Here is a 12,739-nt window from a genome sequence, read left to right as displayed (position 1 = left end):
GCTGCACTTGCCCGCCCAAAATGCACTCACTCGATAGATGGACTTCCGTGATGATAATTAGAATTCTTATGGCTCTCAGCGTCTTTTTGATCGCAGAGCAGGCTTCGGCACAGTTTCAGATTCGCATCGGCAACGGGGGGATCAACTTCGGCAGCCGCGGCAATTCGCAACCTCATATCGATCACCACGATCATGTGATTCGCGATTCACATGGACATGCAGTTGGCGTCGAGCATCACGACGTTTTGCATAGCGGTTCACGTGGTATTCAAATCCCAATTGGGGGTGGTTCGCACATCGACCATCACGACCATGTCATCCGCGATAGTCATGGGCATGTTGTCGGACGCGAGCACCATGATGTGATCCACTCGAATCGCAGCTATGTTGTCCCCAGGTCGATCGGCGGTCGTGGGCAATATTACGTCCAAGGCAACAACTACTACTACGCGCCACAATCCTCGAACTCGCACGTCATCGCTCGTCCCACAATAATGCCGTTTGGCGGATTTACCCAGTACCACGATCTGTCGGGCGAATTGGAGTTTCTGATTAACGAGTTGTTACTCGATTTTCACTACAACTATTCTCACAACGTTGGATTCGCAGAAACCTACGGCGAAGGCTATCAGCTGCTAGGCGTAGCGAAGTATATCCATGCAGCGGATCACAACAACGACCACGATGCCGTTCGATCGCGTCTAAGTGGAATGGACCAATTGTTCCATCACATTCAAGATGATATCCGCGGTTGGTCACGTCACCAGCACCGTCAAATTGGTGCCTTGGGAATTGTCGCCAAGACCGAGCGAATCGAAGCGACGCTGCATCACCTGATGAATGACATCGGCGTCAGCGCTACCGAGCAAGCACCACCGCCTGGAGGAGGCATCGAACAAGCTCCACCGCCACAAGGCTTCGCGCCTGCACCGCAAGGTAACAGCGCCGCACCTCTCGGCAGTTCGCCGCCACCATCAACAGTGCCCGTTCGGTCGGGCATCTAACCAGCTCGTTAGAACGAGCGGAGCCGCTGGAGCGACACAAGTTCCTGTCGCTCCGTAGACGCCACGATAGCAAACAGTTTGCAGACAAAGTTCTAATGTCTTCGATTATTGCCTGATCCATATCCCCATGTTTGGCTCTGTGGCACTCGGTTTGCCCTGTTGCAAATGAATCGTTCCTCGCTTCATTTCGCAACCATCGAAAGACAAACCATGAAGACGTTATATTCGGTCGCATTCAGTCTGCTATTGCTACCTGTCTGCTTCGCGCAGGAGCCAACAAGCACCGCCACAGAGATCGTCGAATCTGAAGACAAGCCAATTGATTTTTGGATGGAGAAGAAACTCGACTACTCCAGCGCGATCTTGCGTGGGTTGGCGATGCAGGACTTTGACACGATCCAAGCGAACGCCCAAAAAATGCGAGTGCTTAATACGATGGAAGGCTTCGTGCGAAGTCGCAACAAAGAGTACCGCAAACACGTCAACACCTTTCAATTCGTGACGGATGAATTGATCAATCAATCCAAACGGAAGAATATTGACGGTGTGACCTTGGCGTTTAACCACTTGACCGTCAGCTGCGTTCGGTGTCATCAAAGTCTACGTGAAGATGGCGACTCCGACGTGAATGCGACTCCGTCCGCCGAGCCCACGCGTCGCTAAGACTGGGCGAATACGGCCACACCGGTGCGCCCATTCGCTCATCCGGTAGCGTAGTGAACATTCTTCGTAGCGAAAGTCGCCAAGACTTTCGTCCCTCATAAACGGCGAACCTTAGTCTCCTATCGTTCACAATTGCATACATTGGAACACCAATTGATGCATCGTGCTGACTGCAGGGGTGAGAAGTTGAGGCGAGATCGTGGGACGATTAATAGCTATGCGGGTCGAGTTTGACTTTGCCTCGGAAAATCCAATAGATCGTGACGGTGTAGCTGAGTACACAGGGGATGCCGATCGCGGCGATGATCAACATCGTGCCTAGCGTTTGTTGGCTGCTGCGGGCGTTGTCCAGTGTCACGCTGTAGGCTGGGTCGATCGTCGAGAGCATGAAATTGGGGAAGATCGCGACACTGAATAGCGACGCGAACGCCAAAATCACCATCGACGATGTGAAAAACGCGTAGGCAGGTTTGCCCAAGTGCATCGCTCGAGGAATGTTCAATACCGCCAATGCATTCAGTATCGGTACGACCCAGAGGATGGGGTGGGCGGCGATATTCTCTGTCGCATGGGGAACGTGCCACCATGTAGCCAGCGTCACGATGACATACAAACCGGCAAACACGTAGATCAAACGAGGGATCACCCGTCGCACGCGGTCTTGTAATTCGTCTTCGGTTTTCAAATACAGATAGATCGCTCCGTGAAGCGCAAACAGCGAAACGGTTAACGCACCGACGAGCAGCGGATACCAATAGATCTGGCTGAGCAAACTTCCTTCGTATTTGTATTTTGGCCCCAACTCCATCCCGGCCATGATGTTCCCCGCGGCAATGCCTAGCAGCGCAGCTGCGGTCAACGACGAGAGGAAAAAGCCCGAGTCCCAAACCGATCGCCAGCGAACGGATTGGACTTTGGAGCGAAATTCAAGACTGACGGCGCGGCCGATCAAACATGTCAAAAGCAAAAAGAATGCGGTGTAGAAACTGCTGAACACAGTGGCATAGGCGACGGGAAAGGCGGCAAAAAGTGCTCCACCGAAGGTCACCAACCAGACTTCGTTGCCGTCCCACAACGGGCCGATCGAATTCATGACCAGTCGCCGCTCGCGGTCGTCTTTGGCAATAAACGGGTGCAGTATCCCGACGCCGAGGTCAAAGCCATCCAGAATCGCATAGCCGCAAAGCAAAACGCCCAACAGCACGAACCAAATAAACGTCAGAGCTTCGTAATTCATAGTACCCCGTCCTCCATCAATCCACCGCCTCGGTTCGTGCCTTGGTGGCCAATCACCTCGGAAATTGATTCCTCGTTGTACTCTCCGCTGCGACGCCGTTTGTACTGCGTCAATTCCTCGGGCGACTCGGGACCATGTTGGATTTTATGGTTCAGCACAAACACCCACACTGCAAACAACAGCGAGTAAATGACGCCAAACAAGATGATCGAACCAAGTACTTGTTCGGCGGTCACCGATTCGCTCAAACCGTCGGCGGTTCGCAGCCCCATCATTTCGACACCTCCTTGCACCGACGGGTAGACGATCCAAGGTTGGCGGCCGACTTCGGCGGTAATCCAACCCGCTTGGTTGGCAGTCATCGCTGCGACGGGCATGACAACGATCATCCACAACAACCATCGTCGTTTCTCGAGCGAACCGCGATACCACGACCAACACGCCAATGCGGCCACGCCGATCATCATCGTTCCGATGCCAACCATCAAATGAAATGTTTGGAACGGTAACCACACCGGAGGCCGCTCGTCCTCGGGAATTTTGTCCATGCCAGGGACCGGTTTCATCGGATCGTTGTAAACCATCGCACTTAACAAGTACGGCAATTGGACGCCGAAATGCACTTTTTCGTTTTTGGCATCGGGCCAACCAAACAGATAAAGGCCCGTGGGTTTATCGGTGGTATGGAAATGAGCCTCCATCGCAGCCAGCTTGGCAGGTTGAGTTTCGACCAGTTGCTGAGCCGAGTCGTGTCCGGTTATCGCGGCCAACAGCGTGAACAGTAAAGCGGATGGCAACGCGATCGACAGACACCGACGAGCGACGGCAAGATGCCGTTTTTGCAGCAAGTAGAACGAACACACGGATGCAACGAAAAATGCTCCTAAGACGAACGCGCCGATCAACGTATGGGTTAGCCGATCGACCGAGGACGGATTAAGCACCATCGCCCAGAAATCGGTCACCTCGGCCCGTGGCATCATCTCGCCTTGCACGTCATGCCATACGATGTGGTAACCGGCGGGCGTTTGCTGCCAGCTGTTGGCGACGACGATCCAAACGGCACTAAACACCGATCCCAGAAACACCATCAGTGTGCTGAACAGGTGCATTTTCACGCCGACGCGATCCCATCCGAACACCAACACGGCCAGAAAGCCGCTTTCGAGGAAGAACGCAAAAATGCCTTCGGCGGCTAAGGCCGATCCAAACACATCGCCCACAAACCGAGAATAGGCAGCCCAGTTCGTGCCGAACTCGAACTCCATCACGATCCCGGTGGCAACTCCGATCGCAAAATTGACGGCAAATACGCGAGTCCAAAATCTGGCCGCGGCCTCCCACGCCGGATCACGTGTGCGAAAATACCGCCATTCGCACAGAAAAAGCTGCAGTCCCAGTCCGATCGAAAGCGGAGGGAACAGATAGTGGAACATGATCGTGAGAGCGAACTGCAGTCGGCTGAGTATTTCAACGTCCATCCAATTTCCCCCGTGCGGTTGGTCTCACTATTGTTGCGGAAAATGTGTGCGTGCAAAGATGCGGCAGATGGACTCACCGAAACACGGCTCGTTTCGAATCGCAAATCCGAGTGGCAAACGAATGTCGCTGATCGCTCCGCCGTCTTTGTGACCCATTTGACCCCTAAATCCTGGCGAGCACTCTGCTCAGTTGTTCATTGTGCACTACCGCACGGAGCGGCGATGTAAACGCGCGTTTTGGAGCACATCTTCGGTCCCAAGTCGCTGAAACCCTTTACAATAAGAGATGGCACTCGAATTGCCATGAGATGTACTGTGCAAGGAAATTTCGCAGTGTCTTTACTGACACGCTATCGCATCCTCAATGATGCCAATCGGAGACAATCATGCGTGTACTTCTAGCTAACGATTCATCGCAGCACTCCAAAGCGGCTGCCGACTATCTGCTCTCTTTACCGTTTCGAGAACCGATTGACTTGGAAATTGTTTCCGCCGTGGTGCCGCCCATGATGATCGATTCGGGCACCATGTTGATGCCAACGGATCTAGGGCTGTTCATCGACGAGGAATGTGAGGCGGCCAAGGAACGCGTCGAGCAGACCGCAGCTGAATTAAGCGGCCCCGTCCACTCGCTGCACACTCACGTTCCAGTCGGTTCGCCAACGACTGAACTTTTGAAAGTGGCCCAAGACAGTGACTCCGACTTAATCGTACTGGGTGCGGTCGGCCATTCGGGGCTCGAACGCGTGCTGTTGGGCAGCATCTCGGATTACGTCGCGACCCATAGTGAAACCTCCACCTTGATCGTTCGTCCGCAGCGAGATTCGAGCACGCCACCGGCACTTCGGAAAATTGTCATCGCGTTGTCGGGTAGGCCCCAGGATCAACGCATGATCGATTGGCTCGGACAATTTAATTGGGACGCGTCCATTGAGGTTCATTTGGTTCGCGTCTTACAAGTCAGCTCCTTTTACCGACAGGACATCCGTCAGAAAGCTACCGAGTTCTGGACGAAATATCTAAAGAATGCGCACGAGCACATGTTGGGAATGGAGACAGCAGTTCAACAGATGGGACTGGACACAGAAATCCACTTGGTCGAAGGCGATCACATCGGCGAAACCCTGGTGGACTATGCGGATGAACACGGCGTCGATCTTATGATGATCGGCGACAGTGACAGTGGATTATTGACGCGAGTGTTTCTCGGCAGCACGTCGCGATACGTGCTACGCCACTCGCATTGCAGTGTGCTGATCGTGCGTGACAAACACGACCATCGTGTCGCAAAGCAAGAGGCCGCCGCGAAGGCGCACGCTACAACATCGTAAGAATCGCGGCAAGCTATGCGTTAGCTGTACTCTAGCGTAGGGCCGGTTCCTACCGGCCGACTCCCAATGCCATCTACATTGGTAGCGGAACGGCGCGAGCCGTCCGGCTGAAGTGAGTAAAACGTTCTAAATTAGCCGGGCGGCTCGCGCCGCACCGCCACAAAAACCACCCGATTAGTGTCAAAGTAGAGGGAATTGGGCCGACTCCATCGAGCCGTCAAGGACGGCCGGTGGGAACCGGCCCTACTTGAAACTGCGTGGAAGCTACTGGCGATCGATTCAGCGTGATCGCACCACGCCGATCTAATCCTTTGCACTGCCCCACCAATCAGGACTTGGATTTTTACTTTTGTCGAGATAATCCGCGTGTTGTTTCTCGAGTTTTGGCATTTGCACGTCCCGAACTTTTTTCATTCGCGCGTCGAACTTGGCTTGATTGAATCGCGGATCGGGTTGTGGAATCTTTGCACCGGTCTCCATCAACCATGCGTCAAGCCGTTTCTTCATCTCGGCTACTCGCTCGGGATGCTGCGTTGCAACATCGGTCTCTTCACTGAGATCAGTCGTCAGGTTGTACAACTCGTTGCGACCGTCTTCATAGTAATGAATCATTTTCCAGTCATGACTGCGGATAATCGACGAGGGCTCGCCGCCCTGATTGCCATAGTGTGGGTAATGCCAAAACAAGTCCCGCTCCGCAATCTTGTCCCCTTTCAACACTGGAACCAGACTGACGCCATCGACGTGCTGCTGCGGTCGTAGTGGCAACCCGGCTAACTCTAACATCGTCGGATAAAAGTCCATTCCAATCGCCGGCACCTCGCTCGACGAACCCGACTCGGTCATGCCAGGTACATGAATAATGTACGGTTCGCGAATGCCACCTTCCCATTGCATTCCCTTGCCACCGCGGAACGGCAACAGACTCGTCGAGAATGAATCGCCTGAGGAAACACCGCCGTTGTCCGACGTGAAGATAACGACCGTATTCTTATCGAGTCCGGTTTCCTTTAATTTGCCCATTACAATTCCGAAAGCGTTGTCGAGCGTCTCGACCATGCCTGCATAAATCGGATTGTCCTGGACCTGGCGAACGGGCAAGCGGCGACGCAGCTCAAATCGCTTGTCATTTTTCGTCAGCCCTAATGAAGCGGCTTTGTCACGGTATTTGTTGCAAAGCTCTTCCGTGGTTTGGATCGGACCATGAACGGTATAGAACGACAGGTAAGCCAAGAACGGCTTGTCTTTGCTCGATTCGATGAACGATGCGGTTTCATTAGCGAGTCTTAGCGTCAACGACTCTCCATCAGGTCCGCTTTCTAAACGGGGATTACTCCATGGAGCAAAGTAGCCCCCTTTGGGACTGCCCACATCCCAGCCGCCCTTGTTGATCATAAACCCGTGGTCCTCGGGCCACGAACCTTCGGTACCGAGATGCCACTTACCCGCAAAGAAAGTGGTGTAGCCTCCCTCGCGAAATGCTTCGGCAAGAGTCGTGTCGTCCTTGGGAAGAGTGTGAACGTATTCGGCGGGCAGGACTTGGTCATCACGATTCCACTTCATCCCACTGGCTGCGCCGATCCAATCCGTAATGCCGTGGCGAGGTGTGGCTTTGCCCAGCATGATACTGGCTCGCGACGGACTACAGACCTGGCATGCAGCGTAACCGTGGTCAAATCGCATTCCCGAAGCAGCGAGTGCATCGATGTGCGGCGTTTCGTGAAACGTGCTGCCTTCGTAACCAAGATCTCTGCAACCGAGATCGTCAACCAGAATAAAGACAAAGTTTCGCGGGCTTGCTTTGCCGCGTTCGTCCGCCGTCACCGAGGTTATGGAAAGAATTCCAATCAGTGCAAAAATCAAATGTTTCATCAGATTGCTTGTTCGATTTCGTGTCATTGTATCGATCGTGAATTTTGCCAAAGTTGTCAGTCAATTTCCAAAAGTTGGAACGACGGTCGAGCAAGCTTGTGCTGGCGAGGATGCGTTCGCATGGACGGTTTGGAACAGCGCATTCTACTATAAATAAAATCGCGGCATGACGGGCGCAAGCCTGGGGCTGCTAAAACTTTGGTGTTGACGTCGGATATTAGGTGGGAGTTTTCCTTCCGTCCTAGACTGCAGTTACCTCTCCCCCGACGAAGGTCGGGGGAGAGGTCGAGCACGCCCTTAAGGCGTTGCTCGGGTGAGGGGGCGACCGCGCTATCGGCGAGCAATTCTGGTGCTAACCGTGTTATCGTTAGCGAGTGGCTTGCTCGGTCAGCCCCCTCACCCGAACGTCGCTGAAGGCTCCGTTCGACCTCTCCCCCAACGAAGTTGGTGGAGAGGTGGCAGAAAAATTGCACAACCAAAAATTACGTCAACTTTTTAGCTTTAGCTGTCCAGCACTAGCCCGCCGCACCACTTTCGGTCGCTTGATTGCGTCCGCGCAGACGCTGCACCCCCGTGACGATCAACAAACAGATCGTTCCTCCGATGATTCCAAGCAATGCGTCGAGGATCATTTTGGCGATGCTAGCCAAAACGCTGCCCATCGAGGCAATTTCCGCGAGCGGGTGAACAAGTGATTCCACAAGGTGATGAAGCACTGGAATGCCGTGCGTCAAAATCCCACCGCCTACCAGAAACATTGCGACTGTTCCTGCGACCGACAAAAACTTCATCAAGTACGGTGCAGAAGTGATGAGTCCATAGCCCAACTTCTGACGGAGGCCAGGATCTGACTTGTCGGTTTTCGAACGAATCAACCGCATTCCCAGGTCATCGATTTTGACAATCCCGGCCACTAAACCGTAGACCCCAACCGTCATCAACAGCGAGATCGCCACCAAGACCATCAGTCGAGTGGCAAACGGTGAACTCGCAACGGTCCCCAATGTGATCACCACAATCTCGGCCGAGAGAATAAAGTCAGTACGGATGGCTCCTCGTATTTTCGATTTCTCGATCGCAACCATGTCGACCTTGGGATCGGTCAACGCGGCTTCCAGTTCCTGATGATGCTGTTCGTCTTCTTCGTGATGCAAGAACTTGTGAGCGAGCTTCTCACAGCCTTCATAACAAAGATACAAGCCACCGATAATCAGTAGCGGCGTGATCGACCAAGGGGCTAGAGCGCTCAGCCCGAGTGCGATCGGCACCAATATCGCTTTGTTGATAAGCGAGCCTTTCGCGACCGCCCAGATGACAGGCAACTCACGTCGCGCGTCGACTCCTGTTACCTGCTGGGCATTCAGCGCCAGGTCATCTCCCAGAACGCCCGCTGTTTTCTTAGCAGCCACTTTGGTCAGGATTGCAATGTCGTCGAGAATGGTAGCTATGTCGTCTAACAACATCAACAAACCACTGGCCATATCATTAATCCCAAAATCGAATCGAGGCAGGAAAGTGACTTTGCGACGGCCCGTCTTAATTCATATTTTGAGCCGGCGTAATGCAGGTTATACACAAGCCGACGCCTCTCTGACATGTCACATCGAGGTTGATTGGCCTCCAAAATCGTACCGTAACGCACTCATCTCATGCGATTGAGCCCAATAAAGCCTGCTGAGGGGCCATCGAGACGTCGTGCTCGAACGCATCCCGGTCCCAACGCGTGACGCGTTCTTACAACACCTCTTCCGATGATCGTGTGTCATCGGATCGCCGCGAGAAGCCGATCAATGGTTAGCAGCACGAATGGCAATCTCATCGATATAAACAACGCCAGCGTCCTCGCTCTGCGACGTGTCCGCTTTCTGAACGCTAATTTCCATGCAGTCGTCCCCATTCGATCCGTGCTCACGATCGAAGTTTTGTGTCAACGTGACCCATTTCCCCGACTGCAATTCACTTAAATCAAATGTACCAATCTCCTGATTTGGGCTCTTCAACGTCACATGGATCTTGCGAAGCGGACTATTGGACTCGGCCCACACTTCCATTGAAAGTGTGAACTTGCCCTTGGGAAGATTCACTGATCCATCGGGACCCGCGACCGCGGTTTTGTCACCCGTAATCTCAACACTTGGATCGAACTTCAGACTTTTGATACCGCCAGCGAACTTTTCATAGACCGTCGAGAATGGCGAGTCATCGTCGATCCGCCAAAATTTCTAATAATCATTCTCGGTATCCGTTTCGGGCGTCAAATCCAAAGGCTTGGGGTTGTCCTGATAAAGCAGAGGCCCTTCGAATCCGTAGAAGGCACGATCAAGCAAATTGGCTTCCGGTTTCTGCCAAACACGTACATAGTCCACCTCATAATCCACCGGCAACTCATCCTTGTCCGGATATCCCATCCAGCGAAAGATTTCCGAATCGAACCAGATCTCCATAGGATTGGTTAACACCCATCCATCTCCGACCGCTTCTTTGGTGGTTTCGTGAATCAGTTGACCGTCCAAATAAAACTTTAGATGTTCGGGGCCCCAATCACATGCGTAGACATGAAAGTCATCCGCAACGCGAAACGGTAATTTATGCTTGTGAGTGAACGTTTTGTTGTTTCCAACCTCCGCCTGAAAGCGACCGGGACGCCAATCGTGCACTGTAAAAAGAAAGTCGTTTTCCATCGTATGAGTTCCCATCTTGGGGTTCCCCATTTGCTCGTAGATATCGAGCTCACTCTGATGGCCGATCGTCCAGAACGAGCTGGTCATCGCAGCATTGCCTGCCTTGGATCGAGTTTCCATATAACCATAGAGAAAACGTTTTCGTGTGATCACGCCGGCGGTCGTGACTGGGGCGACTTTGTCACCATAGGTTCCACCCGCGTAGTCTTCCTTGGCGAAATCAAAGTCCGGTTCCCATTGTGACCTCAGCTTCAACATTCCGTCTTCGACGCGGACGTTGTGGGCGGCGAATTGAGAAGGCGCACGACCTTTCCAAATATAGTATTCGCCGTTTTGGCCTTGGACGAACCACTTGTCGTTATCGATTTTGTCGCCATTGAACTCGTCGCTGACGGCTTCATTGAGAACCCAGCCGCCCGAATTCGAGGGATCCGACGCGGGGAGAATTTTCTTGGAATCCGCCGAGTTTGGAGAGTCTTTGGCGATGACAGAACTGCCCATTGTCAGAATGGCAATGAGCGAAGCAACGGCGTAGGGTTTGATTGGCAAGCTGTTCATGAGTCACTCTCTTTTGTTGTGGATTTATCTCGAAACGATAGCCTCAGAGAATTCATGTCGATTTCTCAGAGCTAAAGTTCTTGACGAGTTCCGCGACTTGATTGCCGATTAAAAACTCGGATTGCGCTGAGTCTCGGCGTATCGTCAGTCCTACTATTTCATGGCCGTTGGCAGACTTCCTTTCCAGCCGGCATTAAACTGCTCTAGCAACTTTTTCACCTGCGCCGGTTCACGATCGGCGATGTTCACGGTTTCATTTGGATCGCTCTTGAGGTCGTACAGCTCGATGTCGATCGGTTCCGAATCGGGGGTTCGTACATCTTTCCAGACCACCAAACGGTAGCGGTCCGTTCGCATCGTGTACCCCATCAAATGATTCTCAAACACGTCGCGGTCCCATTTCTCTTTTTGCTGTGTTTTGATCCGCGATTCGACTTCTTCGATCAACGGCCCGAAGAAGGTCTCACGCATGCTCTGCTGCAACGGATTGGCAGCCCACTCTCGCAATGCCGGGTTAGGGAATTGACTAAATGCGGCTGTTTCCCACTCACGATTCGGGCTTTCTAGCAAAGGCTTGAAACTGGTTCCTTCCAAATGGGATGGCTGGGCGAGTCCCGCCAGTTCGCAAAGCGTTGGATACATGTCGACGAGTTCAACAAGAGCATCCGTGGTCTTGCCCCGACTGCCCGCGGGCATATCGGGCGTCCAGATCATCAGCGGTACCCGAGTCGCAATTTCATAATTCGTCGCCTTGCCCCAGACGCCCATGTCACCGAGGTGCCAGCCATGATCGCCCCAAACAATGATGATGGTGTTCTCACGCAATCCTGCTTCGTCGAGTGCCGCCAGCATGCGTCCAACTTGTGCGTCAACGTAGCTGACGCAGGCCAGATAGGCGTGTTTGAGTGTCCGAGCCAGTTCGGGCTCAATCGGTCCAAACTTTGAAATGCCGTCGCGGACTCGCAACTCAAAGGACGCATGCAGTCCCATTGCCGCACCACCGATGGGTGCTTCGTCATGTTCGGCCAAAGGAATCATTGCTGGATCGTAGAGATCCCAGTAACGTTTCGGAGCAATGAACTCAAGGTGCGGCTTATAGAATCCTAAACCAAGAAAAAACGGCTTGTCGCCTTCGGCCATCAACTCTTTCATCGTGGCGATGGCAAGGTCCGTGTTGTAGCCGTCTCGATAGGCTTGATCAGGCACATCGGCACATTCATAAGCGGGGCCATGGACCAAGCCTGTGCCTTTGATGCCCTTGCCGTATTTAGCTTCCAAAATTTCCAGGTTCTTCTTCTGGATCGCTTGGTTCTCTGGGAGAGCATAGGCGGGGAAGGGAGCCTTTAGCTTCAGCTTTTTCTTTGACGGCTGCCGGCTCCACGAGTTCGCCATATCGGAATGCTCAGGATTGTGAAAAATCTTTCCGCAATGAACGGCTTCGTATCCGTTTGCGATAAAGTGCTGTGAAAGGGTGATGATGTCCGGATTCAGATCACGGAATTTCGCGTTGTTCTCAACCACGCCGATCGTGTCGGGGCGGGCCCCTGTCATCAGACTGGCACGCGACGGACTGCAAATTGCTTCTTGACAATAAGCTCGATTGAACAGCAATCCATCACCCGCCAGCTTGTCCAAGTTAGGAGTGATCGCAATTTCCGACCCGTAGCATCCGAGTTCAGGACGCAAGTCGTCAATCGCAATGAACAGCACGTTCGGTCGTTTTGCGTTGTTTACTTGATCGGCAACCGAATTCGGCTCGTCACCATGGAGCGAGATTTGTGAAAGTAATAGTGCGATCAATCCGAAGTATTTCATCATATGTCTGTTTCCCATTGCATATTGCGAAGTCGTTGTAAAAGCGAAACTCGCCAAGCGTTTCTGTCTGTTTCAACTCTTGAATTGTCTGGCGAAA

General features: G+C 52.9%; 10 protein-coding genes. 3 read left to right on the top strand and 7 right to left on the bottom strand.

Translation table 11 applies throughout. The annotated features are described in order from the left end of the window. The first annotated feature begins 68 nt into the window (after window positions 1–68). Together SH528x_RS19655 and SH528x_RS19650 are read left to right on the top strand one after the other, a co-directional pair. Window positions 69–1,004 (top strand): hypothetical protein, encoded by a 936-nt coding sequence (locus SH528x_RS19655; protein ID WP_442505154.1) that lies wholly within the window; start codon window positions 69–71, stop codon window positions 1,002–1,004. Window positions 1,005–1,214: 210 nt separating this feature from the next. Beyond that, complete coding sequence (locus SH528x_RS19650; protein ID WP_442505153.1) at window positions 1,215–1,667, top strand: hypothetical protein; 453 nt, start codon at window positions 1,215–1,217, stop codon at window positions 1,665–1,667. A gap of 208 nt (window positions 1,668–1,875) precedes the next feature. Here the strand turns inward: SH528x_RS19650 and cydB are convergent, their stop codons facing one another. After that, on the bottom strand, window positions 1,876–2,904 hold the full coding sequence (cydB, locus tag SH528x_RS19645) for a cytochrome d ubiquinol oxidase subunit II (protein ID WP_442505152.1): 1,029 nt from the start codon (window positions 2,902–2,904) through the stop codon (window positions 1,876–1,878). Further along, entirely contained in the window at window positions 2,901–4,385 is a 1,485-nt protein-coding gene (locus SH528x_RS19640) for a cytochrome ubiquinol oxidase subunit I (protein WP_442505151.1), read from the bottom strand. Before SH528x_RS19640 ends, cydB begins: the two co-directional genes overlap by 4 nt. Window positions 4,386–4,771: 386 nt before the next feature. Between SH528x_RS19640 and SH528x_RS19635 the strand changes: the two genes are divergently transcribed. After that, window positions 4,772–5,716, top strand: coding sequence for a universal stress protein (locus SH528x_RS19635; protein ID WP_442505150.1), 945 nt, complete (start codon window positions 4,772–4,774; stop codon window positions 5,714–5,716). 303 nt (window positions 5,717–6,019) lie between these two features. Here SH528x_RS19635 and SH528x_RS19630 read toward each other — a convergent pair whose 3' ends face one another. From SH528x_RS19630 to SH528x_RS19610, 5 genes are all read right to left on the bottom strand, one after another. After that, window positions 6,020–7,588 carry a sulfatase gene (locus SH528x_RS19630; RefSeq protein ID WP_442505149.1) on the bottom strand — a complete coding sequence of 523 codons (1,569 nt, stop codon included), beginning with the start codon at window positions 7,586–7,588 and terminating at the stop codon, window positions 6,020–6,022. A 515-nt stretch (window positions 7,589–8,103) separates the two neighbouring features. Beyond that, entirely contained in the window at window positions 8,104–9,069 is a 966-nt protein-coding gene (locus SH528x_RS19625) for a DUF808 domain-containing protein (protein ID WP_442505148.1), read from the bottom strand. 306 nt (window positions 9,070–9,375) lie between these two features. Continuing rightward, window positions 9,376–9,672 carry a hypothetical protein gene (locus SH528x_RS19620; protein WP_442505147.1) on the bottom strand — a complete coding sequence of 99 codons (297 nt, stop codon included), beginning with the start codon at window positions 9,670–9,672 and terminating at the stop codon, window positions 9,376–9,378. Window positions 9,673–9,810: 138 nt separating this feature from the next. After that, window positions 9,811–10,827: a family 16 glycosylhydrolase gene (locus tag SH528x_RS19615; protein WP_442505146.1), complete on the bottom strand. Its 1,017-nt coding sequence runs from the start codon at window positions 10,825–10,827 to the stop codon at window positions 9,811–9,813. Between the two features lie 153 nt (window positions 10,828–10,980). Continuing rightward, window positions 10,981–12,645, bottom strand: a complete 1,665-nt coding sequence (locus tag SH528x_RS19610) for a sulfatase (RefSeq protein ID WP_442505145.1) — start codon at window positions 12,643–12,645, stop codon at window positions 10,981–10,983. Between the last annotated feature and the right edge of the window lie 94 nt (window positions 12,646–12,739).

The sequence above is a fragment of the Novipirellula methanifontis genome (assembly GCF_052161655.1).
Taxonomy (GTDB): domain Bacteria; phylum Planctomycetota; class Planctomycetia; order Pirellulales; family Pirellulaceae; genus Novipirellula.
This window is presented reverse-complemented; position numbering and strand designations above follow the sequence as displayed.

Excerpts from the sequence above, each read along its gene's own strand:
- SH528x_RS19630 (WP_442505149.1), bottom strand. The coding sequence starts at position 7,588 with ATGAAACATTTGATTTTTGCACTGATTGGAATTCTTTCCATAACCTCG.
- cydB (WP_442505152.1), bottom strand. The coding sequence starts at position 2,904 with ATGAATTACGAAGCTCTGACGTTTATTTGGTTCGTGCTGTTGGGCGTT.
- SH528x_RS19610 (WP_442505145.1), bottom strand. The coding sequence starts at position 12,645 with ATGATGAAATACTTCGGATTGATCGCACTATTACTTTCACAAATCTCG.
- SH528x_RS19635 (WP_442505150.1), top strand. The coding sequence starts at position 4,772 with ATGCGTGTACTTCTAGCTAACGATTCATCGCAGCACTCCAAAGCGGCT.
- SH528x_RS19625 (WP_442505148.1), bottom strand. The coding sequence starts at position 9,069 with ATGGCCAGTGGTTTGTTGATGTTGTTAGACGACATAGCTACCATTCTC.
- SH528x_RS19650 (WP_442505153.1), top strand. The coding sequence starts at position 1,215 with ATGAAGACGTTATATTCGGTCGCATTCAGTCTGCTATTGCTACCTGTC.
- SH528x_RS19640 (WP_442505151.1), bottom strand. The coding sequence starts at position 4,385 with ATGGACGTTGAAATACTCAGCCGACTGCAGTTCGCTCTCACGATCATG.
- SH528x_RS19615 (WP_442505146.1), bottom strand. The coding sequence starts at position 10,827 with ATGAACAGCTTGCCAATCAAACCCTACGCCGTTGCTTCGCTCATTGCC.
- SH528x_RS19655 (WP_442505154.1), top strand. The coding sequence starts at position 69 with ATGGCTCTCAGCGTCTTTTTGATCGCAGAGCAGGCTTCGGCACAGTTT.